General features: G+C 66.9%; 24 protein-coding genes and 1 pseudogene. 9 read left to right on the top strand and 16 right to left on the bottom strand.

Annotated elements, in window-relative coordinates; all coding sequences use genetic code 11:
• Nucleotides 1–136: 136 nt before the first annotated feature.
• On the bottom strand, nucleotides 137–1387 hold the full coding sequence (locus EET13_RS08795; protein WP_244603828.1) for a nucleotide disphospho-sugar-binding domain-containing protein: 1251 nt from the start codon (nucleotides 1385–1387) through the stop codon (nucleotides 137–139).
• Nucleotides 1388–1699: 312 nt separating this feature from the next.
• Nucleotides 1700–3001 (bottom strand): glycosyltransferase, encoded by a 1302-nt coding sequence (locus EET13_RS08790; protein ID WP_122441916.1) that lies wholly within the window; start codon nucleotides 2999–3001, stop codon nucleotides 1700–1702.
• A 376-nt stretch (nucleotides 3002–3377) separates the two neighbouring features.
• Here EET13_RS08790 and EET13_RS08785 point away from each other — a divergent pair, with 376 nt between their 5' ends.
• The 3 genes from EET13_RS08785 (at nucleotide 3378) to EET13_RS08775 (ending at nucleotide 5887) form a co-directional block, all read left to right on the top strand.
• Nucleotides 3378–4562, top strand: coding sequence for a permease (locus EET13_RS08785; RefSeq protein ID WP_168991251.1), 1185 nt, complete (start codon nucleotides 3378–3380; stop codon nucleotides 4560–4562).
• A gap of 31 nt (nucleotides 4563–4593) precedes the next feature.
• Nucleotides 4594–5490: a formyltetrahydrofolate deformylase gene (gene purU / locus EET13_RS08780; protein ID WP_122441914.1), complete on the top strand. Its 897-nt coding sequence runs from the start codon at nucleotides 4594–4596 to the stop codon at nucleotides 5488–5490.
• Between the two features lie 214 nt (nucleotides 5491–5704).
• Nucleotides 5705–5887: a hypothetical protein gene (locus EET13_RS08775; protein ID WP_122441913.1), complete on the top strand. Its 183-nt coding sequence runs from the start codon at nucleotides 5705–5707 to the stop codon at nucleotides 5885–5887.
• Nucleotides 5888–5950: 63 nt separating this feature from the next.
• Here the strand turns inward: EET13_RS08775 and coaD are convergent, their stop codons facing one another.
• The 6 genes from coaD to EET13_RS08745 all read right to left on the bottom strand — a co-directional run bounded on the left by coaD (nucleotide 5951) and on the right by EET13_RS08745 (nucleotide 13053).
• Nucleotides 5951–6427, bottom strand: coding sequence for a pantetheine-phosphate adenylyltransferase (gene coaD / locus EET13_RS08770; RefSeq protein WP_122441912.1), 477 nt, complete (start codon nucleotides 6425–6427; stop codon nucleotides 5951–5953).
• A 77-nt stretch (nucleotides 6428–6504) separates the two neighbouring features.
• On the bottom strand, nucleotides 6505–7059 hold the full coding sequence (gene rsmD / locus EET13_RS08765; protein ID WP_122441911.1) for a 16S rRNA (guanine(966)-N(2))-methyltransferase RsmD: 555 nt from the start codon (nucleotides 7057–7059) through the stop codon (nucleotides 6505–6507).
• The gene (locus EET13_RS08760; RefSeq protein ID WP_122441910.1) at nucleotides 7056–10439 is read right to left on the bottom strand and encodes a pyruvate carboxylase; all 3384 of its coding nucleotides are present in this window, start codon (nucleotides 10437–10439) and stop codon (nucleotides 7056–7058) included. The genes rsmD and EET13_RS08760 overlap by 4 nt, the downstream gene beginning before the upstream one ends.
• Nucleotides 10440–10449: 10 nt before the next feature.
• Nucleotides 10450–11088 (bottom strand): vitamin K epoxide reductase family protein, encoded by a 639-nt coding sequence (locus tag EET13_RS08755; RefSeq protein ID WP_122441909.1) that lies wholly within the window; start codon nucleotides 11086–11088, stop codon nucleotides 10450–10452.
• Between the two features lie 5 nt (nucleotides 11089–11093).
• Nucleotides 11094–11858: a DsbA family protein gene (locus tag EET13_RS08750; RefSeq protein WP_122441908.1), complete on the bottom strand. Its 765-nt coding sequence runs from the start codon at nucleotides 11856–11858 to the stop codon at nucleotides 11094–11096.
• Between the two features lie 76 nt (nucleotides 11859–11934).
• Complete coding sequence (locus tag EET13_RS08745; protein ID WP_122441907.1) at nucleotides 11935–13053, bottom strand: alpha/beta hydrolase; 1119 nt, start codon at nucleotides 13051–13053, stop codon at nucleotides 11935–11937.
• Between EET13_RS08745 and EET13_RS32730 the strand changes: the two genes are divergently transcribed.
• From EET13_RS32730 to EET13_RS08735, 3 genes and pseudogenes are all read left to right on the top strand, one after another.
• Nucleotides 13052–13306, top strand: coding sequence for an aldo-keto reductase family protein (locus EET13_RS32730; RefSeq protein ID WP_244603827.1), 255 nt, complete (start codon nucleotides 13052–13054; stop codon nucleotides 13304–13306). The two genes, EET13_RS08745 and EET13_RS32730, sit on opposite strands and share 2 nt — an antisense overlap.
• A gap of 69 nt (nucleotides 13307–13375) precedes the next feature.
• Nucleotides 13376–13595: pseudogene (locus EET13_RS32725) on the top strand (aldo/keto reductase); the annotation flags it as partial.
• Nucleotides 13596–13601: 6 nt separating this feature from the next.
• A complete protein-coding gene (locus EET13_RS08735) occupies nucleotides 13602–14447 on the top strand; it encodes an aldo/keto reductase (RefSeq protein ID WP_122441906.1) in 846 nt (281 codons plus the stop codon).
• Between the two features lie 90 nt (nucleotides 14448–14537).
• Here EET13_RS08735 and EET13_RS08730 read toward each other — a convergent pair whose 3' ends face one another.
• The 3 genes from EET13_RS08730 to EET13_RS08720 are packed head-to-tail and all read right to left on the bottom strand — an operon-like array spanning nucleotide 14538 to nucleotide 19140.
• Entirely contained in the window at nucleotides 14538–15251 is a 714-nt protein-coding gene (locus tag EET13_RS08730; RefSeq protein WP_122441905.1) for an HNH endonuclease family protein, read from the bottom strand.
• Nucleotides 15248–17467: an ATP-dependent DNA helicase RecG gene (recG, locus tag EET13_RS08725; RefSeq protein WP_122441904.1), complete on the bottom strand. Its 2220-nt coding sequence runs from the start codon at nucleotides 17465–17467 to the stop codon at nucleotides 15248–15250. The genes EET13_RS08730 and recG overlap by 4 nt, the downstream gene beginning before the upstream one ends.
• Before the next feature lie 2 nt (nucleotides 17468–17469).
• On the bottom strand, nucleotides 17470–19140 hold the full coding sequence (locus EET13_RS08720) for a DAK2 domain-containing protein (RefSeq protein ID WP_425294231.1): 1671 nt from the start codon (nucleotides 19138–19140) through the stop codon (nucleotides 17470–17472).
• Between the two features lie 290 nt (nucleotides 19141–19430).
• Between EET13_RS08720 and rpmB the strand changes: the two genes are divergently transcribed.
• Both rpmB and EET13_RS08710 read left to right on the top strand, forming a co-directional pair.
• Complete coding sequence (gene rpmB, locus EET13_RS08715) at nucleotides 19431–19625, top strand: 50S ribosomal protein L28 (RefSeq protein ID WP_122441903.1); 195 nt, start codon at nucleotides 19431–19433, stop codon at nucleotides 19623–19625.
• Between the two features lie 688 nt (nucleotides 19626–20313).
• On the top strand, nucleotides 20314–21612 hold the full coding sequence (locus EET13_RS08710; RefSeq protein ID WP_122441902.1) for a PPE family protein: 1299 nt from the start codon (nucleotides 20314–20316) through the stop codon (nucleotides 21610–21612).
• Between the two features lie 74 nt (nucleotides 21613–21686).
• On the opposite strand, the gene EET13_RS08705 is transcribed toward EET13_RS08710, so the two are convergent.
• The 3 genes from EET13_RS08705 to EET13_RS08695 are packed head-to-tail and all read right to left on the bottom strand — an operon-like array spanning nucleotide 21687 to nucleotide 23660.
• Complete coding sequence (locus EET13_RS08705; RefSeq protein WP_122441901.1) at nucleotides 21687–22370, bottom strand: uracil-DNA glycosylase; 684 nt, start codon at nucleotides 22368–22370, stop codon at nucleotides 21687–21689.
• The gene (locus tag EET13_RS08700) at nucleotides 22367–22657 is read right to left on the bottom strand and encodes a DUF1330 domain-containing protein (RefSeq protein WP_122441900.1); all 291 of its coding nucleotides are present in this window, start codon (nucleotides 22655–22657) and stop codon (nucleotides 22367–22369) included. The genes EET13_RS08705 and EET13_RS08700 overlap by 4 nt, the downstream gene beginning before the upstream one ends.
• A gap of 25 nt (nucleotides 22658–22682) precedes the next feature.
• Nucleotides 22683–23660 (bottom strand): thiamine-phosphate kinase, encoded by a 978-nt coding sequence (locus EET13_RS08695; RefSeq protein WP_122441899.1) that lies wholly within the window; start codon nucleotides 23658–23660, stop codon nucleotides 22683–22685.
• Nucleotides 23661–23811: 151 nt separating this feature from the next.
• On the opposite strand from EET13_RS08695, the gene EET13_RS08690 reads away from it, so the two are divergent.
• Nucleotides 23812–24387 carry a DUF3515 domain-containing protein gene (locus EET13_RS08690; RefSeq protein ID WP_425294230.1) on the top strand — a complete coding sequence of 192 codons (576 nt, stop codon included), beginning with the start codon at nucleotides 23812–23814 and terminating at the stop codon, nucleotides 24385–24387.
• 6 nt (nucleotides 24388–24393) lie between these two features.
• Here EET13_RS08690 and EET13_RS08685 read toward each other — a convergent pair whose 3' ends face one another.
• On the bottom strand, nucleotides 24394–25506 hold the full coding sequence (locus EET13_RS08685) for a D-alanine--D-alanine ligase family protein (protein ID WP_122441897.1): 1113 nt from the start codon (nucleotides 25504–25506) through the stop codon (nucleotides 24394–24396).
• A 101-nt stretch (nucleotides 25507–25607) separates the two neighbouring features.
• The gene (locus tag EET13_RS08680; protein ID WP_122441896.1) at nucleotides 25608–26615 is read right to left on the bottom strand and encodes an NAD(P)H-dependent glycerol-3-phosphate dehydrogenase; all 1008 of its coding nucleotides are present in this window, start codon (nucleotides 26613–26615) and stop codon (nucleotides 25608–25610) included.
• Nucleotides 26616–26674 lie beyond the last annotated feature (59 nt).

The following is a 26674-nucleotide window of genomic DNA, read 5'->3' as shown; positions in this document are numbered from 1 at the left end:
TGGCGCCGAACGGGATCGGATACCGAAGAACGGTACCCGGTTGAGGCGGGCGGCTGCCCGACGGAGCCGGTCAGCGCGGCGGCGCACCCGATCCAGGCTCGCGCCCGGCTCGGCCCGCGGCGGTGGTCGCGATGTCTCAGGCCGCGTTCTCCGGCTTGAGGTACAGCGCGGCTTCGACGTGCTGTGAGAACCCGTCGAAGTCGCGTGCCAGGGCTTCGGCCAGCCGCCGGGCCGCCTGCCGATAGCCGGGATCAGCCAGCGCGTGGCGGACCGCATCGGCCACCCGCGCGCCGTTGATGCGTTCGGTTCGCAACAGCATTCCCGCACCGGCACGCTCGAGGGCCTCCATGTTCAGGTGCTGGTCAAGATTGCTGGCAATCCCCACCACCGGCACCCCCGCCAGCAACGCCTGCTGCGTCGTCAAACTGCCGCCGTTGCAGACCACCACCGCTGAACGCGCCGCAGCCGCCTCACCCGGCAGGTAGTCGGCCACAAAGGCGTTGGCCGGCACATTGGTCAAATCACTGCGGTCAGCGGTGGCCGCGATCACCGTCACCGGCATATCGGCCAGCGCATCCAGCACCACCTGCAACAGGTTCGTGCCACCCGAACTGCCCAGGGTCGCATAAACGATCGGCCGGTCCGCCGGCAACGAATCCCACCAGGGCGGCGGCTGCACCGCCGGCGACCACAGCACCGGACCCAGATACCGATGGTTGGCCGGCAGATCATCGGTCGGCACCAACTCAGGCACGTCGGCATACAGGGTGTAGTCGCCGTCGGTGAAAATGCGGCACAGGTTCCAGCCCAGAATCGGCAAGCCGTTCCTGCGGCGAACCCAATTCAGCGGCAGGCAATAAAGGGCGAAGATCAACGGGCGGTACACCCGGAACAGCAATGTCACCAGCCGGACGCCCAGCAGGCGCGTCCACAACGTGTCCGGCAGCGGAAAGCGACGCCGCGCATACGGACTCCAGTAGGCATTCGCGATGGCGACGTAGGGAATGCCGGCCAGCCGCGCGCTGGCCGAAAGCGATAGCCGATTGTCGCCGACCACCAGATCCGGCGCGATCTCGGCCAGCACCTTGGCGTCTTCTTCGACGTACCTGCGCAACGTGCGAGTGGTGTAGAACAAGCGGCCCTGCGCGATCTTGGCCAGCACCTGCTCGCTGGGGATGGTGTAGATCGGGTGGTGCTGAAAAGGCATCGGTCCCAGCAGCTTGTTGAATCGCGGATCGCAGGCGAAGTGGACCTCGTAACGGCTCGGGTCCAGCGAGCTGGCCAACACGAACGGCCGCACGATGTGAGACAGGGTCGCTGCCTCCCCGATGAACAGGACCCGCGGCCTGCGGGTGCCGGCCGCAGGAGCGGGCGGGTGGGTGCTCACCGATGCACCATCCTCATCGCCCCCTCCAGACACCGCTCAACTCATGCTCGCGTCCCTTCGCGCGTCGCCGGCGAACGTTGATCGCTGCCGCCGGACCGCGGCCGTAGAGTACACGCCGGGCGCGTGGCCGGGAAACTCCGGGCAACGCGCGAGCCTGCGCCGGCCGGGGACGGCGAACCGATCGTCGGGCCGGGGCACGCCACGCGTGCGGGCCGGCAAGGTGCGCGTCCGGCGCGGAATTCACGCCGGGGTTGGACGGGCTGTCCTGGGGGCTGACCGAGGTCGTCAAGGGGCGCGCGGCGATCGCTAGTGCTAACCGGCCCGCAGATTTCTCTGCCGACCGGCCGGCGAGGCCGCGTTCTCGGGCGTGAGGTGCAGCGCGGCTTCGACGTGCTGTGAGAACCCGTCGAAGTCGCGTGCCAAGGCTTCGGCCAGCCGCCGGGCCGCCTGCCGATAGCCGGGATCAGCCAGCGCGTGGCGGACCGCATCGGCCACCCGCGCGCCGTTGATGCGTTCGGTTCGCAACAGCATTCCCGCACCGGCACGCTCGAGGGCCTCCATGTTCAGGTGCTGGTCAAGATTGCTGGCAATCCCCACCACCGGCACCCCCGCCAGCAACGCCTGCTGCGTCGTCAAACTGCCGCCGTTGCAGACCACCACCGCTGAACGCGCCGCAGCCGCCTCACCCGGCAGGTAGTCGGCCACAAAGGCGTTGGCCGGCACATTGGTCAAATCACTGCGGTCAGCGGTGGCCGCGATCACCGTCACCGGCATATCGGCCAGCGCATCCAGCACCACCTGCAACAGGTTCGTGCCACCCGAACTGCCCAGGGTCGCATAAACGATCGGCCGGTCCGCCGGCAACGAATCCCACCAGGGCGGCGGCTGCACCGCCGGCGACCACAGCACCGGACCCAGATACCGATGGTTGGCCGGCAGATCATCGGTCGGCACCAACTCAGGCACGTCGGCATACAGGGTGTAGTCGCCGTCGGTGAAAATGCGGCACAGGTTCCAGCCCAGAATCGGCAAGCCGTTCCTGCGGCGAACCCAATTCAGCGGCAGGCAATAAAGGGCGAAGATCAACGGGCGGTACACCCGGAACAGCAATGTCACCAGCCGGACGCCCAGCAGGCGCGTCCACAACGTGTCCGGCAGCGGAAAGCGACGCCGCGCATACGGACTCCAGTAGGCATTCGCGATGGCGACGTAGGGAATGCCGGCCAGCCGCGCGCTGGCCGAAAGCGAGACCCGAAGGTCGCCGACCACCAGATCCGGCGCGATCTCGGCCAGCACCTTGGCGTCCTCTTCGACGTACCTGCGCAACGCCCGCGTGGTGTAGAAACGGCCCTGAGCCAAGTTGCTGAGGAACCGCTCGCTGGGAATGGTATGGATCGGGTGGTACTGAAAAGGCATCGGTCCCAGCAGCTTGTTGAATCGCGGATCGCAGGCGAAGTGGACCTCGTAACGGCTCGGGTCCAGCGAGCTGGCCAACACGAACGGCCGCACGACGTGGGCCAGGGTCACTGCCTCCCCGATGAACAGGATCCGCAGCCTGCGAGCGGCAGGCTCGGGTGCGCTCGATGCGATGCTCATGCCCGCGTTCCTTCTCATTGCTGGCGACCATTACCCGTTACGCCGCACCCCGAGGCCGTAGCGTACACGCAGGACGCGCCCGTACTCGGGGAAATCCGAACAATAACGGTGAGCCCGGGCGTGGTGCCGGTCGATCGGGCCAGTGCGGCACACCGCCGATCTGAGCTCGTCGGGGCCGCAGCTCGATGCCGGCACAACCACCGCGCGTGCGGTGCCGACAGGGGTTATCCCATTGTGCAGCAACGCTTTACACGCAGATATGAGTATTGCGGGCAGTATGTTATGCCACGGGATCCGCGGCTTGACATATACCCCCTATGGGTATATGTTGCCGGGGTGGGCGGGCTCGCCCATATGATCGCCCGAACATGCAACCGAAGCGGAGGACCGGGTGGTGGACAACGTGCTGGCAGCAGTGGGTCATGCATTGGCGCTGACGGGATCTATGACGTGGGAGATCTTGTGGGCGCTGATCCTTGGATTCGCACTGTCGGCGATGGTGCAGGCCGTGGTGCGCCGCGAGACGATTGTGGCCCTGATGGGCGACGACAAGCCCCGCACCCTCGCGGTGGCCGCCGGCCTCGGAGCCGCATCGTCATCGTGCTCATATGCGGCCGTGGCGCTGGCTCGTTCCCTGATCCGCAAGGGCGCCAACTTCACCGCCGCCATGGCGTTCGAGATCAGTTCCACCAATCTCGTCGTGGAGCTGGGCATCATCCTGGCGCTCTTGATGGGCTGGCAATTCACCGCCGCGGAGTTCGTCGGAGGCCCGCTGATGATCATCGTGCTGGCCCTGTTGTTCCGGCTGTTCGTGCGCTCCCGGCTGGTCGACGCCGCCCGCGAGCAAGCCGACCGCGGAATCGCCGGCTCCATGGAAGGTCACGCCGCCATGGACATGTCGGTCAGCGGCCAGGGCTCGTTTTGGCGGCGGCTGTTTTCCGCGCGGGCCTTCACCTCGGTGTCGCATGTGTTCGTCATGGAGTGGGCAGCGATTCTGCGGGACCTGATCGTGGGCCTGTTGATCGCGGGTGCCATCGCGGCCTGGGTTCCCGAAACCTTTTGGCAACACTTCTTTTTGACCGACCATCCGGTGTGGTCGGCGCTGTGGGGGCCGATCGTGGGTCCCTTCGTAGCGATCGTCTCCTTCGTCTGCTCGATCGGCAATGTGCCGCTGGCCGCGGTGCTGTGGAACGGCGGCATCAGCTTCGGCGGCGTCATCGCGTTCATCTTCGCCGACCTGTTGATCCTGCCGATCTTGAACATCTATCGGAAGTACTACGGGACGAAAATGATGCTGACGCTGCTGGGCACCTTCTACGCCTCGATGGTCGTCGCCGGGTACCTCGTCGAATTACTTTTCGGCGCAGCTAGTCTCATTCCCAGTCAGCGCAGCGCCGTGGTCATGCACGCCGGAATTTCGTGGAACTACACGACCTGGCTCAACGTCGTCTTCCTCGTCGTCGCGGCGATCCTGGTGGTCCGGTTCGCCGCTACCGGCGGGATACCGATGCTGCGCATGATGGGCGGCTCCCCCGACTCGCAAGATCACCAGCACGACCACAGCCATCAGTGCCACTAGCGCCGCGGTCGGCGTATCCTGGCCTGCGGCAATGTCTGATAGCTATCCGCCGCCACCTGGCGGTCCACCGCAGCCGGCCGATATCGGCCGGCTGCTGCTGCGTTGCCACGACCGCCCCGGAATTATCGCCGCGGTGAGCGGGTTTTTAGCCCAAGCCGGTGCCAACATCATTTCCCTAGACCAGCACTCCACCGCGCCGGAGGGTGGAACCTTCCTGCAGCGTGCGATCTTTCACCTACCCGGCTTGACCGCGGCCATCGACGAGCTGCAACGCGACTTCGGCGCCGCCGTGGCCGGCAGGTTCGGCATCGATTACCGGTTCAGCGAGGCCGCCAAGCCCAAACGGGTCGCCATCATGGCCTCCAAGAGTGATCACTGCTTGTTAGACCTGTTGTGGCGCAACCGTCGCGGCGAGCTGGAGATGTCGGTGGTCATGGTGATCGCCAACCACCCCGAACTAGCCGATCATGTCCGCCCGTTCGGTGTGCCATTCGTCCATATCCCGGCGACCCGGGACACCCGCGCCGAAGCCGAGCAGCGGGAGCTTCAGTTGCTCAGCGGCAATGTTGATTTGGTGGTCCTTGCCCGCTACATGCAGATCCTGAGCCCGGCATTCCTGACCGCAATCAGCTGTCCGCTGATCAACATTCACCATTCGTTTCTTCCGGCCTTCACCGGCGCGGCCCCGTACAAACGCGCCCGGGAGCGCGGCGTGAAGCTGATCGGCGCGACAGCTCACTACGTGACCGAGGTCCTCGACGAAGGCCCGATCATCGAACAAGACGTGGTCCGTGTCGACCACAATGACACCGTCGAAGACCTGGTGCGGGTCGGCGCCGACGTCGAACGCGCGGTGCTCTCCCGGGCCGTCCTCTGGCACTGCCAGGACCGTGTCATCGTCCACCACAACCAGACCATCGTCTTCTGACGCTTGCCGGTCCGTCCGGTAGCCGTGAGCGAGCCCGCTGGTCGGATCTGCGGGCGGCCCCGGCGCCGCCGGGGACACACTACGTGCCAAGGATCCCGCAAGGTTTCGCCAAGAACCCACCGTCAGCCTTGTCGCAACGGCCACGGCCGCCCACCCGAAAACACAACCAAGCAAAGACCATCAAGCACAGACCATCAAGTAAGGAGAGGTATCAATGTTGACCACCCGTCTTCGCGCCCTTGCCGGCATGTCCCTGCTGGCCTCGGCCATCGGCCTGGCCGCGCTGGGAGCCAGCGCCGGCGCCGCCGACACGGCACCCAGCCACCAGGCGTACGGCACCTACACCTGTTACGACTACGCAACGCAGACCTTCTACGAATGCTTCGACCCCAGCTAACCCGGGCTGCGCCCCCGCACCCCAATCGGACCTGGTCCTCCCCCGGGCCAGGTCCGATTATCTTCAGCCGGAGAGCTTTTCGCGTAGTCGCCGGTTCACCGGCTCGGGCAGCAGCTCCGACACGTCGCCGCCGAGCATCGCCACCTCTTTGGCCAGCGACGACGACACGAACGAATACCGAGGCGCGGTCGCGACGAAAAAGGTGTCCACGCCGGCGATGTGCTTGTTCATCTGCGCCATCTGCAGTTCGTATTCGAAGTCGGTGCCGGTGCGCAAACCCTTCACAATGGCGTTCATCCCCCGGGACCTGACGAAGTCGACCACCAGGCCTTGGCCTGCCTCCACCCGCAGGTTGGGCAGGTGGGTGGTCGATTCGTTGATCATCGCGATGCGCTCGTCCAGGTCGAACATGCCCTTCTTGGTCGGATTGGTCAGGATCGCCACCACGACGTCGTCGAACTGGGCCGCGGCACGCTCGAAAACGTCGATGTGGCCCAGCGTGACCGGGTCGAACGACCCTGGGCATACGGCGCCGCTCATGACCCGCGCCGGCGACAAGGCAGAACGAAGTGATGCTGTGCAGCGGCGCCCATGAGACCAGACGCTAGCAGGCCCGTTCAGCCCCGCTGAGCCAACTCCAGCCGGGTGTCGCCGTACACCCGCTCGGGCCACCTGGCCCAGCCCGCCGGCCAGGTCAATGGCGCACTAGCCACCGGTCGTTCCACCACGGCGATGGTTTCGGCGCGGACCCAGCCGTGGATGCTCAACGCGGCCAGGACCGCATCGACGTCCGCGGCGTCGACGTCATAGGGCGGATCGGCCAGCACCAGGTCCACCGGAGCCGACGTCCCTGCCGTCACGACGGCGGCCACCGGGCCCCGGCGCACCGTCGCACCGGCCAGACCCAGGGCCTTGATATTGCGGGCGATGACCGCCGCGGTGCGTTGGTCGGCCTCCACGAACAGCGCCGAAGCGGCCCCGCGCGACAGGGCCTCCAGCCCGAGCGCCCCCGACCCGGCATAGAGATCCAGCACGGCCAGCCCGGTCAGCTCCCGGCGCGCGCTCACGATGTTGAACAGCGCTTCGCGGACCCGATCGGTGGTCGGCCTGGTCCCCCGCGACGGTACCGCGAGTCGGCGTCCCCCGGCGACACCGCCGATGATCCGGGTCAGCTCACCACCGCCAGCAGGTCTCCGCCCTCGACCTGGGCGGTATCCGAGACCGCCACCCGCTGCACTGTGCCGTCGTTGGGGGCGGTGATGGGGGCCTCCATCTTCATCGCCTCGATGGTGGCGATGGTCTGGCCTGCCGTGACGTGGTCGCCGACGGTCACGGCGATGGTGACGACCCCGGCGAACGGCGCGGCGATGTGGCCCGGGTTTCCGCGGTCGGCCTTCTCGGCGGCCGGTACTGAGCTGGCAATGCTGCGGTCACGCACCAGTACCGGGCGCAACTGGCCGTTGATGATGCACATCACCGTTCGCATGCCGCGTTCGTCGGGCTCGGAGATGGCCTCCAGACCGATCAGCAGCTCCACCCCGCGTTCCAGCTTCACCCGATGTTCTTCACCCTGCCGCAGCCCGTAGAAGAACTGATTGGCCGACAATTGCGAGGTGTCGCCGTAGGTTTCCCGATGCTCCTCGAATTCCTTTGTCGGACCCGGGAATAACAAGCGGTTCAACGCGGCCTGCCGTTTGGGTCCCGGCACCGCTAGAGCCGCCTCGTCGTCGGCCGTCAGTTGTCCGGTGGGTTTGGCCGGCGCGCGGCCGGCCAACGCCGTGCTGCGCAGCGGCTCGGGCCACCCGCCGGGCGGATCGCCCAGGTCGCCACGCAGAAATCCCAGAACTGAGTCTGGGATGTCGAATCGTGCCGGTTCGGAGGCGAATTCGTCGGCACTAACGCCGGCGCCGACCAAGGCGAGCGCCAGATCACCGACGACCTTCGACGACGGAGTGACCTTGATCAGCCGGCCCAGGACCCGGTCAGCGCCGGCGTATGCCTCTTCGACTTCCTCGAACCGATCCCCCAGACCCAGGGCGATCGCCTGCTGGCGCAGGTTCGACAACTGGCCGCCCGGAATTTCGTGGCGGTAGACCCGGCCAGTCGGCCCGGGAAGGCCGGATTCGAAGGGCGCGTACACTTTTCGCAACGCTTCCCAAAATGGCTCCAGCGCGCACACCGCCGCAAGCGACAAACCGGTGTCGTATTCGGTGTGTGCGGCTGCGGCGACGATCGAGCTCAGCGCGGGCTGGCTGGTGGTTCCCGCCAGCGGCGCAGCGGCCCCGTCGACGGCGTCGGCCCCAGCGTGCCAGGCGGCGACATAGCTGGCCAGCTGGCCACCCGGAGTGTCGTGGGTATGTACGTGCACCGGAAGTTCGAAGCGACTTCGTAAGGCGGAGACCAACTTTACCGCGGCCGGAGCCCGCAACAGCCCCGCCATGTCCTTGATGGCCAGTACGTGGGCACCAGCCGCCACGATGGACTCGGCCAGCCTCAGATAGTAGTCGAGCGTATACAGTCGCTCACCGGGGTCACACAGGTCGCCGGTGTAGCACATCGCGACTTCAGCTATCGCAGAACCGGTTTCGCGAACCGCGTCGATCGCCGGGCGCATCGACTCCAGGTTGTTGAGCGCGTCGAAGATACGGAAAATGTCGATGCCGGTGGCCGTGGCCTCGTCGATGAACGCCGTCGTCACCACCTCCGGATAGGGGGTGTAGCCGACGGTATTGCGGCCCCTCAGCAGCATCTGCAGACAAATGTTGGGCATTGCCTGGCGCAGTGCGGACAGCCGTTCCCAGGGATCTTCCTTGAGAAAACGAAGTGCCACATCGTACGTCGCACCGCCCCAGCACTCCACCGACAACAGCTGCGGCATGGTCCGGGCCAGATAGGGTGCCACCATCATCAGCCCGCTGGTGCGCACCCGCGTGGCCAGCAGTGACTGATGCGCGTCACGGAATGTCGTGTCGGTCAACCGCACTGCCGCCGACTCGCGCAGCCAGCGCGCGAAACCGTCGGGTCCCAACTCGGCCAGCAGTTGCTTGGACCCCGCCGGCGGCGGGGCGTCCAGGTCGACATCGGGCAGTTTGTCCTGGGGGTAGACCTTCGACGGCCTGGTGCCGTGCGGTTTGTTGACCGTGACATCGGCCAGGTAGTTCAGGATCTTAGTGCCCCGGTCGGCCGAGGATCGCGCGGTCAGCAGCTGCGGCCGTTCGTCGATGAACGACGTGCTGATGCGGCCGTCCTGGAAATCGGGGTCGTCCAGAACCGCTTGCAGGAAGGGGATATTCGTAGACACGCCGCGGATCCGGAACTCCGCCATCGCCCGGCGAGCGCGATTCACCGCGGTCGAGAAGTCCCGGCCCCGGCAGGTCAGCTTGACCAGCATGGAATCGAAGTGGGCGCTGATCTCGGCGCCGAGGTTGGTGCTGCCGTCCAGCCGGATGCCCGCACCGCCGGGGGCGCGCAGCGCGCTGATGCGGCCGGTGTCGGGCCGGAACCCGTTGGCCGGGTCCTCGGTGGTGATCCGACACTGCAGAGCGGCGCCGTGCGGTCTGATGGAATCCTGCGCCAGGCCCAGGTCGTCGAGGGTCTCCCCCGCCGCAAGACGCAGCTGGCTAGACACCAGGTCCACATCGGTGATTTCCTCGGTGACGGTGTGTTCCACCTGAATCCGTGGATTCATCTCGATGAACACGTAGTCGCCACCGTGGTCAAGAAGAAACTCGACGGTGCCGGCGCAGCTGTAGCCGATGTGGCGGGCGAAGGCCACCGCGTCGGCGGACATCCGGTCGCGCAACCCGGCGGGCAGGTTGGGCGCCGGCGCGAGTTCGATGACCTTCTGATGGCGGCGCTGCACACTGCAGTCGCGCTCGTACAGGTGAATCACGTTGCCGCGAATGTCCGCCAGGATCTGCACCTCGATGTGGCGGGGGCTCAGCACCGCCTGTTCCAGGTAGACCGTTGGGTCTCCGAATGCCGACTCGGCTTCACGGCTGGCGGCTTCGATGGCTTCCGGCAGTGCGGCGATATCGCCCACCCGGCGCATACCGCGGCCACCACCGCCGGCAACCGCCTTGACGAACAACGGAAACCGCATACCCGCGGCGGCCGACACCAGCTCGTCGACCGAGGCGGACGGCGCCGACGACGTCAGCACCGGCAGCCCCGCGTCCCGGGCGGCAGCGATGGCCCGCGACTTATTTCCAGTCAGCTCAAGCACTTCAGCGCCGGGGCCGACAAAGGTGATGCCCGCCGCCGCACATGCCCTGGCTAACTCGGGGTTCTCTGACAGGAACCCGTAACCGGGGTAGATCGCGTCAGCGCCGGCGCGGCGGGCGGTTTCCACGATCTGGTCCACCGAAAGATACGCACGTACCGGGTGCCCGATTTCGCCGATCTGGTAGGACTCGTCGGCCTTGGACCGATGCAGCGAATTGCGGTCCTCGTAGGCGTAGACGGCCACCGTGCCGATACCGAGTTCGTAAGCGGCGCGAAAGGCCCGGATCGCGATCTCCCCGCGATTGGCCACCAGCACTTTGGAGATCACGGGGCCCCTCTCAGATGAGCGTCGACCAATAGTTCCAGAAGCGGATCATGATCTGCAGGAACACCGCGGTGAACCACAGCGTGGCGATCGACCATCGCCATTGGAAGACCACCCGCAGGACGGCGCTGTCTCGGCTTTCGAGCACCGGGCGAAACGCGGTCGACGCGACCACCACCAGCAGTGTGATGGTGACCACCCAGACCAGCATGCAGTACGGGCACAACGCCCCGATGCGGTACAGGCTTTGAAAGATCAGCCAGTGCACGAACCCGGTGCCGACCAGGACACCCACCGTCAGCCCGATCCAATACCAATGCGGCAGAGGCACTTTCGTTACCGCCAGCACACCGGTAACCACGACCACGGTGAATCCCACGATGCCGGCCACCGGATTGGGCAGCCCCAGTAACGATGCCTGGGGGGTGCCCATCACCGAGCCGCACGACATGATCGGATTGATGTTGCACGACGGCACGTAATCCCGGTCGAGCAGAACCCTGATCTTTTCCACCGTCAGCGTCATCGAGGCGAGCAGGCCGACCGCACCGGCGATCAACACCCACCACGCACTGAGCGTGGGCACCCGCACTTGGGCCGGTGTGTCCAGTGTCGGATCGCCGGATCGTTCGGCGGGTTCGGCTGAGACCATAACGGTCAAGCCGCCGGGGTGGTTGCCGCCGTGTCCATGCCCGGAATGTCGCCGACGATTTCTTTGATCTTGGCCACCAGCGCCTCCGGCGTCGACCATTCGTACTCGGTGCCGTTGATCTTGACCGTAGGCGTCGCGTGGACGTTCGCCGCCGCCGCCAGGCCGCCGACCCAGGAAAGATACTTTCCGCTGTTGATGCATTCCGGCACCTTGCCCACCACGCCGGCCTGACGGGCCAGTTCGATCAGCTTCGCGTTGTCGGGGAAGGTCTTGCCGACTTCGGAGGGCTGGATGCCCGCGCTGAACAACGCGGTGTGAAAGCGGCGGAACGCGTCGGTGGACTCGTCGGCCACGCAATAGGCCGCAGCGGCGGCTCGCGCCGAATAGTTATCGTTGCGCGGGCTGGAAAGAATGGTGACCATCGTGTAATCGGCCGCGATGGCGCCGATGTCGATGAGCCTGGATACCGTTGGGCCGAATCCGCGTTCGAAGTTGCCGCAGGCCGGGCACAGGAAATCCTCGTAGAACGAGATCACGGCCTTGGGGTTGTTGGTTCCGGGCTGGGTGACCAGCTTGCTTGACGTCACCCGGACCGCATCGCCAGACCTGTTGGCGCCGCCTGTTTTGTGATGCGAGGTGACGATGTAGAACACCAGGGCAATGGCAAAGAGCACGACGAGCGCGGTGCCACCGATCTGCACCAGTCGGCCGAATTTGCCGTCGGGCGACTTCAGGTCGATCCGCGGAGGGCGTTTGTTGTTGTCGGCCACGGGTTTGCGATCCTCACTTGGTGAATAGCCTGCGCTGCTGGCGCCTCTAGAGTACCGGCGGCGGCCCGGACACGGGTCAGACCCGGCTCAGGTGCGCCCGCAACGCCGAAATCAGCTCGCTGGTCGCCGCGGCGCTGGCGCCGCCGAGCGGAAACAGATTGAGGAAGCCGTGCGTCAGCGAACCCTCGCAGCGAAAGTCCACCGGGGTCCCCGCGGCCCGCAACGCCGAGGCGTATTGCTCGCCTTCGTCGCGTAGCGGGTCGAAGCCGGCAACGACCATCAGCGTGGGCGGCAGACCTGAGAGCGACTCGGCTCGCAACGGCGACACCCGCGGGTCAGTGGGGTCGAGCCCGGAGCCGCGAAGGTACTGCGCCTGAAACCAGTCGATGTCTCGTCTGGTCAGCAAGAAACCACGGGCGAACAGGCCCAACGAGCGGGTCTGCGCGGTGAAGTCGGTGCGTGGGTAGATCAGCCACTGCAACACGGGCGTGGGGCCTCCGCTGTCTCGGGCCAGCTGACACACGACGGCCGCCAGATTGCCGCCGGCACTGTCGCCGCCGACCGCCACCCGCCCCGGGACGGCGCCCAGTTCGCCGGCGTGCTCGTATGCCCAGCGGAAGGCCGCAAACGCATCCTCGATGCCGGCCGGGGCGTGATGCTCGGGGGCCAGCCGATAATCGATCGACAGCACCGGTATGCCGGCATCGCGGCACGTCAACCGGCACGCCGCGTCGTGGGTGTCCAAGTCGCCGATGACCCAGCCGCCGCCGTGATAAAAGACCAGCAGCGGCGCGGCGCCGCCGCCGGGCGGGCGGTAGTGCCGCGCTCTGATCTCCCCGGCCGGACCGGGCAACGTGATTTCGTCGACCTCGACGTGAATCTGTGGACCGCCGAATCCCAGGAGCGACTCGCGCATGTTGGCGCGGGAGGCGGCCGGGTCGTCGTCGATCACGAGTCCGTCGATGCCGACCGCGCGCAAACCCGACAGCATCAGCTGCAGGGTGGGATCAAGAGTGTTTCCGTCGATGACGACCGAACGGCCCCGAGTGAGAAGCCGCTTGGCCGGGGCCGGAATCCACGGAATGACTTTGACGCCGGCGCCGGTGACGGTGCTTTGGATACGACGCGTCCACCGCATCGGTACGCACGCGGCTTCGGGCTGAAGGTCCGGCGTGCCCGGCAGACTCTTGGTCATGGGTTTCTCCTATGTCAAGCCCGTTATCAAGCCCCAGCCACACGTGCTCACGCTGAACGATGGGCATTCGATACCGTTCGACACCCGTGTCAGACTCGGAGTCTTCCGGATCGGCCGACACCGAGCAGGCGTTAGTGCCGCGTCGCGCGCCGGGTACCGGCATATCGACACCGCCGCGGCCTACCGCTACCAACGGGAGACCGGGCGAGCGGTCGCCGATTCCGGCGTGCCCGCGACCAACTGTACGTGGTGACCACATTGGCGAACTCCGACCAGCACTCCGGCGGCGGCTGAATGTCTTTGACACCGGAGTGCGCGACCCGGGCGGATACCGAGACAGGCGTTGATTAGGTGGCATATTCAACTCGGTAATATCGTGATCCCCAAGTCGGTGAACCTCAAACGGAATGTGAGCAACTTCGACGTGGTCGACTTCGAGCTCAGCGGCTCAGCACAAGGGCCGCAATGCTGTCGATCTCGTCGCTAGTTGACGGAACCCAGCTGGGCCTGATCCGAGAACCTTCAATGTCACAGGCAGGTGAGATGCGTTGACCGGCGAGTCGGGCGCCATGATTCCCTCAATAACCCTTAACGACGAGAACACGATGCCGGTTCTCGGCCTCGGCGTCGCAGAGTTGTCCGAGGATGAAACCGAACGCGCGGTGTCAACGGCGTTAGAGCTTGGCTGCCGGCTCATCGACACTGCTGCGGTATACGGCAACGAGGCCGCCGTGGGCCGTGCGATCGCGGCTTGCGGTATTCCGCGCGCGGAGTTGTTCGTCACCACCAAGCTGGCCACCGCCGACCACGGGTTCTCCAAGGCGCAGGAGGCCTGCACCGCCAGCCTGGAGCGACTCGGCTTGGACTACGTCGACCTGTACCTGATTCACTGGCCCGCGCCGGCGGTGGGTAAGTACGTGGACGCGTTCGGCGGCTTGATCCAGTCCCGCGGCGAAGGCCATGCCCGCTCGATCGGGGTGTCCAACTTCACCGACGAACACCTGTCCAACGTCATCGACCTCACGTTCGTCACACCCGCGGTCAACCAGATCGAGCTGCACCCCCTGCTCAACCAGGCCGAGCTGCGCAAAGCGAACGCGCAGCACAATGTCGTCACCCAGTCCTACACTCCACTGGTTCTCGGCCGGCTGATGGACAACCCGACCGTGACGTCGATTGCCGGTGAATACGGCAAGACGCCCGCACAGGTACTGCTGCGCTGGAACCTGCAACTGGGTAATGCGGTCGTCTTCCGCTCGTCTGAGCCCGAGCACATCGCCGGCAACCTGGACGTATTCGATTTCGAGTTGGCCGCCGAGCATATGGATGCGCTCAACGGGCTCAATGACGGCACCCGCGTTCGCGAGGACCCGCTGACCTACGACGGCGCGTAATTCGTTGCTGCGCCTATTGTGAATCGCCGCGACGCTCCCGCGGCGTGTCGCGTCGCCCAATGCACAGTCGGCGGGCCGCCCAGGCCGGGGTCAGCCGCTCGGGCAGGTGGCCGCGGCGTTGCGCAGTACACCGGCCGACGCCTCATCTACCGGCAACGAGTAGCCGCGCAGCACGGCGATGAACTGTATGGCGTACTGGCAGGCGAAGGCGGCGTTGGGCGGCATCCACTGCGCCGGCGGTGAATCCCCTTTGTCCTGATTTGCTTGTCCCTGCACGGCCAGCAAGTTGGCCGGATCGTTGGCGAACCGCAGCCGCTCCGGAGCCGGCCAGCCGTAGGCGCCCATGTCCCAGGCGTAGGACAGCGGAACGAGGTGATCGATCTGCACCGATTCGCCGACCTTGGCGCCGCGCTGGAAGGCGATGGTGGTGTTGGTGTAGGGGTCGTGCAAGGTGCCGGTTGCCACGGCATTCGGGCACCGCTTGGTCGGCACATACGTCTTGTCGACGAGGTCGCGGTTGAGGATGTCGTCGCGGGTGTCACAGCCGTTGTGCCCACCGGGCGCGTCGTTGTTGTCGTCCCAGGCGTCGCCGAAGGCCGCCCTGCGATAGTCGTAACGGTGGGTGCGCTGCGGCAGCACAGCCACACCCGCGAGCACATCGGCACCGGGTTGCACCGTCGGGACATCGGCCCGCGCGGCGAACTGCTCAGCGTGCCTGGCCGCCGATGAGCCCAGCGTCTGATAGGCGACCACCAGGGCCAGCACCGCAACCGCCGCCAGCATCGCAAGCGTCTTGCGGTTCACGACTTGTCCAGGTATTCGATGCGGTCGGTGTCGGTAAAGCGCGCCGCCAGCAGCGCCAATCCCGGGTGCTTGCCGGCATCCTGATATGCGCGGACACAGAAGTCCCGGGCAGCCTCGATGTACTCGCGGTGCTCGGCCAGCGACAGCAGCCGCAGAGTGATCGCCTTACCGGACTGATTGCGGCCCAGCACGTCTCCTTCCTTGCGCTCCTTGAGGTCGAGGTCGGCCAGGGCGAATCCGTCCATGGTTTTGGCGACCGCGCGCAACCGCTCACCGGCCGGTGATGCCGGCGGCGCCCAGCTGGCCAGCAGACACAGACTCGGATGTGCGCCACGACCGATCCGGCCGCGCAGCTGGTGTAGCTGGCTGATGCCGAACCGGTCGGCGTCCATCACCAGCATCACAGTGGCGTTGGGGACGTCCACCCCCACTTCGATGACGGTGGTGCACACCAGCACATCGATGCGGCCGGCCCGAAAGGCCGCCATCGCGGCGTCCTTCTCGTCGGCGGACAACCGCCCATGCATGAGCCCCAACCGCAGCTTGGCCAGCTCCCGAGAACCCAACCGCGCGTACAGACCCTCGGCTGTCTCTGCGGGCTTGGTGCCGACGGGCTCTTTGTTGGACTCGTCGCTCTCGTCGATGCGGGGCGCCACCACATACGCCTGGCGGCCGGCCGCGACCTCCTCGATGATGCGTTGCCAGGCACGATCGAGCCAGGCGGGTTTGTCCTTGACGAAAATGACGTTGGTGGTGATCGGCTGGCGCCCGCGCGGAAGTTCGCGCAGCGTGGCGGTTTCCAGGTCGCCATAGACCGTGAGTGCGACGGTGCGCGGTATCGGCGTGGCAGTCATCACCAGCAGATGCGGCGTGATTCCGGCGCGCGCCTTGCCGCGCAATTGATCTCGCTGCTCGACACCGAACCGGTGTTGCTCGTCTACCACCACCATGCCCAGGTTGTAGAACTCCACCGCATCCTGCAACAGGGCGTGGGTGCCGACGACGATGCCGACCTCGCCACCGGCAACCGCAGCCCGAACGTCCTTCTTCTGCCCCGCGGTCATCGAGCCGGTCAGCAACGCCACCTGGGTAGCATTATCGGCCCCGCCCAGCTGGCCGCCCATCGCCAGCGGTCCCAGGATATCGCAGATCGACGTAAGATGTTGTGCGGCAAGCACTTCGGTGGGGGCCAGCAGTGCACACTGATAGCCGGCGTCGACCATCTGCAGCATCGCCAGCACCGCGACGATCGTCTTGCCCGAACCGACCTCACCCTGCAGCAAGCGGTTCATCGGGCGCGTCGCCGAGATCTCGTCGAACAGCATCGCGAGCACCTCACGCTGACCTGCGGTCAGGTCGAAAGGCAGCCGGCCGAGCAATTCAGCCGCCAACCCGTCACACCGGGGCGGTGCCGGGGGCCCGGACGCCGACAGCTCACCGTGCCGGCGCGCGACCAGCGCCCACTGCAGGCCGACGGCTTCGTCGAAGGTCAGCCGTTCCCGGGCGCGCCGCCGGTCGGCCTCGTCCTCGGCAAGGTGAATGGCCCGCAACGCCTCGTCTTCGCAGACCAGCCCGTGCTCGGTGCGCACCTCGGGGGGCAGCGGATCATCGACTGGATCCAGGACTTCCAGCACCTGGCGGACACATTTGAAAATGTCCCAGCTCTGCACCTTCGTGCTGGCCGGATAGATCGGGAAGAAGCGACGCTCGAACTCCTCCATAGCCACCTCACCGCTGATCGCCTTGGAGGCGTCGGCGATGCTTTTCAGTGACCTGGTGCCGCGGTTCTTCCCATCCGGCGACTCCAAGACCAGGAACGCCGGGTGTGTGAGCTGCATGACGCCCTTGAAGAACCCGACTTCCCCGGACAGCATCACCTTCGTGTTCTTGGTCAGGTCCTTCTTGATGTAGTCCGCGTTGAAGAACGTGGCGGTTACCTTGTTGCGGCCGGCGCCGAGGGTGATGCGCAGGCATTGGCGCTTCGGTGTCTTCCTCATGGGAAACGTCTCGGTTTCGGTGATGACGTCGACGATCGTGATGTGTTCACCCGCTTCGGGGCGCTCGTCACCGGCGCCGCGCCGGGCGCCGCTTTCGACATAGCTGCGCGGGTAATGACGCAACAGGTCATCGACGGTCCTGATGCCGAACTCCTCCTCGAGCGGCTTTGCCGACGATGCGCCCAGAACGAAGACCAGCCGGTCGCTCAGTGACACCACGGCTACTCGACCCCGATCAGCAGCTCGTCACCGCGATGACCGGTTCGGTAGGTCACCAACTCGGTGCCCGGATGACGGTCGTGCATGTGCCTTTCCAGCAGGTCGCTCAGGACCGCAGCATCCTCGTCGTCGACGGCGGCGCCCACCAGCACCGTCACCAGATCGCCCCCCGAGGCCATCAACAGATCGAGCAGCCCGATCGCCGCGGCAGCGACGTCGCGGGCAACGATCAGCACCTCGTCGCCGGCGATACCCAGCCCGTCGCCCGGCTCACAGGTGCCCGCCCACGTCAACGCCCGCTCGGTGGCCGTACGCACCGACCCGCGCCGGGCAGCCCCGGCGGCCCGGGCCATGGTGTAGCCGTCGTCGACGGCCTGGCTGGCCGGGTCGTGCACGGCCAGTGCCGCCAGCCCCTGGACCATCGACCCGGTAGGGACCGGAACCACGTCAACACCCCATCCCAGGGCCGCGGTACAGCCCGCCACCAGCTCCTCGACGGCGACGTAGCCGTTGGGCAGCACCATCACCTGGGCGGCACCGGTGTCCACCACGGCCCGCACCAACTGATGGGCGCTGATATCGGCTGCCGGCGCCGAACCCGGACTGGAGGCATCCGGGCCGGGGCGCAGCACGCAGGCCCCTTCTCCGGCGAACAGCTCAGCGGCGCCGTCGCCGTCGACGACGGCCAATACGGCGCGTTCGCGTGTCCAGCTGCCCGCCGGCAGCCCGTTGGCGCCGGAGCTCAGCGCCGAGATGACGATCCTGCTCAGCTGCCCGACCGCCAGTCCGGCTTCCACGGCGGCGCCCGCGTCGTCGGTGTGGACGTGCACCGAATAACTGTGCGACGGGGCAGCCGCGATGGCCACCGAATCTCCCAGCTCCGCCAGCCGCTGGCGCAGTGTGTCCGCCGCCGCGGCCGCACAGCCCGTCAACAGGTACATCACCTCGAACTGCGGCGCGGGCCGGGCGACAGGCGCCTCGGCGAGCGGTCCCCGCGGCGCCGGCTCGTAGACCGAGCGAGCCGGTGTGTGCCCGGTCAGCGTCGACCGCAACGCGTCCAGCATGACCACCAGGCCGCGCCCGCCGGCATCCACCACACCCGCATCAGCGAGCACGGCGAGCTGCTCGGGCGTTTTTTCCAGTGCTACCACGGCGGCGTCACCGGCGGCGGTGATGGCCTGGGCCAAGGTTTCGCCAGTGTCGGCGCACTGCTCGACGGCGGCCGCGGCGGCCCGCAGCACCGAGACGATGGTCCCCGGGACTTCCGCACCGCCCATCGAGGCGATGACCAGCTCGACACCGCGCCACAACGCCGCAGCGAGCAGGACGGTATCGATGGCCGGCAATGCGCCGCCGGCTGCCGCACCGGCGGTGACGTCGGCGATGCCGCGCAGAATCTGCGAGACGATCACCCCGGAATTCCCGCGTGCCCCATTGTGTGCGCCGGACGACAGGGCCGCAGCCACCCGGGCCACGCTCGCCGCGCCGCCGCCGTTACCGGCCGCGGCTACCGCATCTACCTCGGCCAGCGCCGCCCGCATGGTGAATAGCATGTTCGCACCGGTGTCAGAATCGGCGACCGGGAACACGTTCAGCCGGTTGATTTCGTCGATGTGGGTGATCAGGTCGCTGACGACGGTGTGCGCCCAATCTCGCAGGGCCGATGCGTCCAGCAGACCACTAGACGTGCCCACCTCACCCACCTCCTCTGCGCGGCTCCCGGTGGGCGCCAGCGTAGCCCGGCGACAGTGTGGACAGTCTGCGGCGGCTGTTCGGCGCGGGCCGCCAAGCCGGGCCCGACAAAGCTGCATCGAGCCTAGCCAGCGGGAGTGACAGTACTGGTCACGGCGCATGGCGTTTTGGCGCTCGCCGACGACCCCGGCTATCCTGGGACGGCCTGGTCCACCCGGGCCGTTCCGCCCGGGTCGTCGGACCCCAGCAACCGACTTGAGGAGTTTGAACAATGGCCGCTGTGTGCGATATCTGCGGGAAAGGCCCCGGCTTCGGCAAGTCGGTGTCCCACTCCCACCGCCGCACCAGCCGCCGGTGGGACCCCAACGTCCAGACCGTGCGCGCCGTCAGCCGTCCTGGGGGCAACAAAAAGCGCGTCAACGTCTGCACCTCCTGCATCAAGGCGGGCAAGGTCAGCCGCGGCTGACCATCGCCATCCAACAAGATCAGCGCCCGGCTGTTCGGCCGCGGCGAGATATGGCTGCATCGCGGTGCGCCCTGACCGCGGGATAACCGTCGGCGCCAGGTGAGGCCGTTTAGGCAACTGCGCCCGTCGATAATCTGTACCAACCCCATGAGCGCCCCGTGAGCGCTGGTACGAAGGTTCGCGTTATCGGTGCGGACCCCGCGGGCGCGGTTTCGGCGCGCGGCGCGGCGCAACGCGCTCAACCCCCGGCCAGGCATGTCGGACCACGTGTCATCCATCATCAAATGGTTGCGCTGCAATGAAACTGACACTTCTGTAGTACCGGCGGCAGTACCCGGCGCACCGGCGACATCACGTCGTACCGCCGTCAATAGCTTGTGTCCATTGATCAATAACCGATCGGTATTGGACATCAAACACGTGTCACCGACATCTTTTTGACGTGTCGGCGATCACATCTCGGGAATGCGCGGCGGCCGACAAGGCACCCGACCGGACCACCAGCACCTTGGCGGTGGCCAACGATGTTGGGCTCGTAGGTGATAAGCCCGCAACGCACCCGTCGCGAGTGAAAGTGCAGGTAGCCGCAACGTCGTGGAGGTTAGGCTGTGATGTCGTGCAAGGCTGAGACTTCGGCTGCCGACGCAGTGACCGATGCCGTGCCGCAGTTGGCCGTTCGAGGTTGGGCATGAGCGCACCGGTGTGGCTGGCTTCGCCGCCGGAGGTGCATTCGGCCTTGCTCAGCGCTGGTCCGGGACCCGCTTCGGCACTTTCGGCCGCCGCGCAATGGACGTCGCTGAGCACCGAATACGCGGCCGTGGCTGATGAACTCGCCGCGGTAATGGGCGTGATGCAAACCGGGGCGTGGCAAGGCCCCAGCGCCGACATCTGTGTGGCGGCCTATGCGCCCTATGTGGCGTGGCTGGTCCAGGCCAGCACCGATGGCGCCGCAACCTCGGCAGCACATCAGGCGGCGGCCGCCGCCTACGTCAGCGCACGCGCAGCGATGCCGACACTGCCGGAACTGGCCGCTAATCATGCCGCCCACACGGTGTTGCTGGCGACGAATTTCTTTGGCATCAATACTATTCCGATCGCCCTCAACGAGGCGGACTATGCGCGGATGTGGATTCAGGCCGCAACCACCATGAGCGTCTACAACGCGGCCTCTGCCGCCGCGTTGGCCTCGGCGCCACGCCTGATGCCGGCACCGGTCATCGTCAAACCCGGTACCGGTACGGCCGCAGCCATCGCCGCCGACGTAGCGCAAGCGGTCAGCTACCAGCCGTTTCCGATATGGCAGATCTTGTGGGACTTGATCAAAGTCGTTGCCACCGAGGTCCTCAGCATACCGGCCTTTATGATCTTCACGCTCATGATGGATTTCTACACACCCATAGTCTTGTTGTTCATCGGATACCTACTCCTGATCGGCAATACGCATTTGGCGCTGGAAGCCCTTCAATATCTAGAGCTCGCGTGGCTCACTGTTGGCATCGAGGCTTTCGCTATTGTGTTTCTGCCCTTCGTTTTCGGCTATGAAGTCGGCAATCTGGTGATCCACTGGATCATGGGCCTGAACCTCGGGATTGCTCCCACTGTGGCGGGTCCGCTGGCGGCGGGGACGGCGCTTTCGGTTTCGGCTGCTGCCGCCGGCGCGAGCGCCAACGCGATGGCGGGTACGGTCGCCGCGCCCGTGGCAGGCGTGGCGGTGAGCGCCGTCGAGCCGTCAGCGGTGTTGCCGAAGACACCGTTGGTGTCGGAAATCATGATCGGTGGCGGTCCGCAGGCGACGACGGCTGATCAGGGTGCCGGCGCGTTGGGATTTGCCGGTACCGGGCTATCGCAGGACGCTGCGCGTGCAGCCGGTTTGACCACAATGAGTAGTGGCGAGCTAGGGGGCGGCCCGCAGGTGCCGATGCTGCCATCTAGTTGGAATTGGCATCCGGTCGGCGCGACCACTATGGGCAATCTCTTGCCGGAGTGAGCGATTCACCCACCGTCGGCTGCCGAAACGACGGCCGGGTTCGGCGGCGCACACCCCCCGGGTGTCCGGCGCGATCAGGGCAGCTGCCAATCGATCGGCTCGGCACCCATCCCCGAAAGCAGCTCGTTGGCACGGCTGAACGGCCGCGAGCCGAAGAACCCTCGCGACGCCGACAGCGGCGACGGATGCGGTGATTCGATGGCGACACATTTCCCCGCGGCCAGCATCGGTTTCAGCGTCGACGCGTCACGCCCCCACAGAATGGCCACCAGGGGCTGCGACCGCGCGACGAGCGCGCGAATCGCACACTCGGTCACCACTTCCCAGCCCTTGCCCCGATGCGACGCCGGGTTGCTCGGTCGCACGGTGAGCACTCTGTTCAACAACATCACGCCGCGCTGCGCCCAGGGCGTCAGATCACCGCACGAGGGTCGCGGATAGCCCAGGTCAGCCGTGTATTCCTGGAAGATGTTGTCCAGGCTGCGCGGCAGCGGACGCACCTCGGGTGCGACCGAAAAACTCAGCCCCACCGCATGTCCGGGTGTCGGGTACGGGTCCTGCCCGACGATGAGCACCCGCACCTGGTCGAAAGGAAACGTGAAGGCGCGCAACACATTCGGCCCTGCCGGCAGGTACCTGCGGCCGGCCGCGATCTCCGCGCGCAGAAACTGCCCCATCTGGGCGACCTGGTCGGCCACCGGATGCAACGCGGCCGCCCAGCCCTGCTCGACCAGGTCGCTCAGCGGACGCGCGGTCACTGCAGGCCTTGCGCCAGCAGCACCACCGTATCGGCGCCCGCCAGACGGTCTTTCGAAATTTCTTGGTATTCAGGCGATTGCGCCCAGCCATGGAATGCGGCCTCGTCGGGAAACGACATCAGCACCACTTTCTGATGGTCCCACTGCCCCTCGATCACCTGCGGTGACTCGTCGGCGGCCAGCAACGTTCCCGGATGACGGCGAAATACTTCCATGAACCTGGCCTGATACCGGCTATATGCTGCCCGATCGGTGAAATTCAGCTGCGCGATCGCGTAGACGGTCACCGCGTCACCCTACTCAATTGCGTGGTCAATCGAACGACTGCCAGCCTGCGTATCCGCCCCATTCGGTGCCGTCGATCAGAACCCGCGCCGGGCCGTCGACCACTCGTCCGATGACCCGCCACCCGCGGGGCACCGCAGCGGCGAAACACGCCACCAGGGCGTGGTCTTCGCCACCGCCGAGCACCCAGCGCCACGGATCGGCGTCCACGGCGGCGGCGGCCGCGGTCAGCGCGGCGTGGTCGTGAGCCAGCGCCGCGGTCGACACCTCGATACCGGCTGCGGAAGCCTGTGCGACATGGCGCAGGTCGGCGACCAGACCGTCGGAGATGTCGATCATGGCCTGTGCCCCCGCGGCGGCGGCCGCCACCCCCTGCCGGTACGGCGGCTCGGGCACCAGATGGCGGCGCCGCAACTCGTCGAAACCGTCAATTCCGTTGTGCCACAAGTCATAACCGGCCGCCGAGCGGCCCAGTTCACCGGCCACCGCCACGATCGAACCGGGTGTTGCGCCGGAACGCCGCACCGCGGTGCGGCCCTCGAGGTCACCTAGAACCGTCACCGACACCACCCATTGCGGGCAACTGACCAGATCGCCGCCGACGATGCCGGCGCCGATCCGGCCCGCCTCGTCCCACATCCCGTCGACCAGCGCGCTCACCTGGGCCGCCGGTGTGTCGGTGGGCGCCCCGAAGCTCACCACGAACGCGGTACAGCGCGCACCCATCGCCGCGATGTCGGCGGCGTTTTGAGCGATCGCCTTGCGGCCGACGTCACGCGGTGTCGACCAGTCCAGCCGAAAGTGCCGATCCTGCACCAGCATGTCGGTCGATATCACGACGCGGCCGTCGTCGGCGGCGACGACGGCGGCATCGTCGCCCGGCCCGAGTTCGACGACAGGAGGCTGGCGACGTCCGGCCACCAGCCGGTCGATCAGGGCGAACTCCCCGAGCTGTCGCAGTGTAGGCCCCTGCCCCGATGCTTCCCCAGATGAGTCGTCGTGCACGCCACCTCCTGCGGAACGTCTCGCCCGGGCCCCTGCCCGCCCGGGTGGACCGCGTTAGTGTATGAGCTCTGGTAACCCGAGCATCCGGGCGGGAGGCCAGCGGCCCGGGGGACCGCCGGGCAGTCAAGGCGAGTCGGAGGTGGCCGGCCAGGTGACGGGCGACGCCCTTCCCAACCCCGAAGCCGACGCTGACGGTCCGCCCCGAATCCTGATCATTGCCGCCGTGGTACTGGCCGTGGCGGCGATCGCGGTGATCCTAGTTATCGCCGCGACCCGCCACACCTCGCAGCAACCGGTCACCGTGGCGGCGGTGCCGGCCCCGCAGGCCGGCAGTCCGGCCTGCGGGGCTCTGACGGCCGCGCTGCCGCAGCGCCTGGGCGATTTCCGACGAGTGAGCATCGCGCTACCGGCCCCGCAAGGCGCGAGCGCCTGGAGCTCCGGACCCACCGGCGAGCCAGTCATCCTGCGCTGCGGCCTCGACCGTCCGGCCGACTTCGTCGTGGGCGCACCGATCCAGATCGTCGACCAGGTGCAGTGGTTCCGGGCCACCGACGAACCCCAGACCGGCCGCGACGCCGGCAGGTCGACTTGGTACACGGTCGACCGTCCGGTGTATCTCGCCCTGACATTGCCGACCGGGTCGGGGCCGACCCCGATTCAGGAGTTATCCGAGGTCATCGACCGCACCATGGCGGCCGTGCCCATCGACCCGGCGCCAGCCGGTTAGCGCCCTTCAGCGCAGGCCCACGCCCCGGGCCAGCGCCGTGTCCACCATGGTCGCCAGCAGTGTGGGATAGTCGACGCCGCTGGCCGCCCACATCCTGGGATACATCGAGATCGTGGTGAACCCCGGCATCGTGTTGATCTCGTTGATCACCGGACCCTCCTCGGTGAGGAAGAAGTCCACCCGGGCCAGGCCCTGGCAGTCGATGGCGTGAAACGCCCGGATCGCCAGGTCCCGCACCGCATCGGCGACGTCGTCGTCGACCTTGGCCGGCACGTCCAGCTCCGCCGCGTCGTCGAGATACTTGGTCGCAAAGTCGTAAAAGGCGTCCTCGCGTCCGCGCACTCCGGCCACCCGGATCTCCCCCAGCGTGCTGGCCCGGACCGTGCCGTCGGGGAATTCGAGCACCCCGCATTCGAGCTCGCGGCCGTTGACGGCAGCCTCGACGATCACCTTCGGATCGTGGCGGCGCGCCTGCGCGATCGCGGCGGGCAACTCGGCCCAGCTCGACACCCGGCTGACGCCGATCGACGAGCCGCCGCGCGCGGGTTTGACGTACACCGGCAATCCCAGCCGCTCGCATTCGTCGAGGCTCAATGCCGGCCGCGACGGGCGCAGCACCATGTGCGGCCCGATCGGAAGCCCGTCAGCGGTCAGCAGCTTCTTGGTGAATTCCTTGTCCATGCCCGCGGCACTGGCCAGCACACCGGCCCCGACGTACGGCACGCCGGCAAGTTCGAGCAGCCCCTGGATGGTGCCGTCCTCCCCGTAGGGGCCGTGCAGCACCGGGAACACCACGTCGACGGAGGCCAGCACCTCGCCGGCGCCCGGAGGCAGCGAAAGCAGCCGGCCGCCCCATTGCGGGTCGGCGGGCAACGCCAGCAAGGTGCCAGATTGGGAGCTCACCCGAGGCAGTTGCCGGTTGGTGATGGCCAGGGCATCGGGGTTGCCGTCGGTGAGCACCCACGAGCCCTGCGGAGTGATGCCGATCGCGATCACCTCGAACCGTTGCGGGTCCAGGTTGCGCAGGATGCTGCCCGCCGACACGCACGAGATGGCGTGCTCGTTGCTGCGGCCGCCGAACACGACGGCAACCCGGGCACGCCGGCAGCTGGCACTCACAACCTTCAGAGGCTACCGGGTGCAGCGCGACCAGGCCCCGCTGCCGCCGCAAGCTGGGACTCGAGCAGCCGACCCTACAGCCATCGGGACCGTGCGCCGCGCTACTCGGGCTTGGTGCTGCGACCCAGCAACAGAGCTATCGCCTCGTTCACCGACAACCCCTTGTGGCAGACCCGGTGCACGGCGTCGGTCAACGGCATTTCGACGTCGTAACTGGACGCCAGCGCGAGCACCGCCTCACACGACGTGACTCCCTCGACGACATGGCCTTCCCCGTGCTGCATCGCCGACTGCAGCGTCTCACCCCGCCCCAGCCGCTCGCCGAACGAGCGGTTGCGGGAATGCGGCGAGGTACAGGTGGCCACCAGGTCCCCCACGCCGGCAAGCCCGGCCAGCGTCGCGCCTTTGGCGCCCAGCGCGATTCCCAGCCGCATGATTTCGGCCAGCCCCCGGGTAATGATGGCCGCCGCGGTGTTTTCACCCAACCCGACACCGACGGCCATCCCACACGCCAGCGCGATGACGTTCTTGCAGGCGCCACCGATCTCGGTGCCGATGACATCGCTGTTGGTGTACGGGCGAAAGTAGCCGCTGTTGAGCGCACGCTGCAGAGCAACCGCCCGGCCGGAGTCGCTGCATGCGACGACAGTGGCTGCGGGCTGGCACTCGGCGATCTCGCTGGCCAGGTTGGGCCCGGAGATCACTGCGACGTGCGCCGGGTCCACTCCGGTCACCGAGGTGATCACCTGGCTCATCCGCATCAACGTGCCCAGTTCGATGCCCTTGGCCAAACTGACCAGGGTCGCGTCCTCGGTCAACAAGCCGGCCCACCGCTCGAGGTTGGTGCGCAGCGTCTGGGCCGGAACGCCCAGCAGTACCGTGGTTACGCCGCGCAGCGCCTCCTCTGCATCGGGGGTGGCGCGGACGTCGGCCGGCAGTAACGTGCCGGGCAGATAGTCGGGGTTGTATCGGGTGGTGTTGATCTGCTCGGCGACGTCGGCGCGCCGGGTCCACAGGGTGACCTGGCCGCCCGCGTCGGCCAGCACCTTGGCCAGCGCGGTGCCCCACGCACCGGCCCCCATCACGGCGACGGTTCCCGTGCCGGCCATCCGCACACCCCCTGTTGGTCCGTTATGGCAGCTGCAGCCGCTACACAGTAGACCCGCCT

The sequence above is a fragment of the Mycobacterium attenuatum genome (assembly GCF_900566085.1).
GTDB classification, from domain to species: Bacteria; Actinomycetota; Actinomycetes; order Mycobacteriales; family Mycobacteriaceae; genus Mycobacterium; species Mycobacterium attenuatum.
Note: the sequence above shows the minus strand (reverse complement) of the source record. Positions and strands in the feature narration are given on the sequence as shown.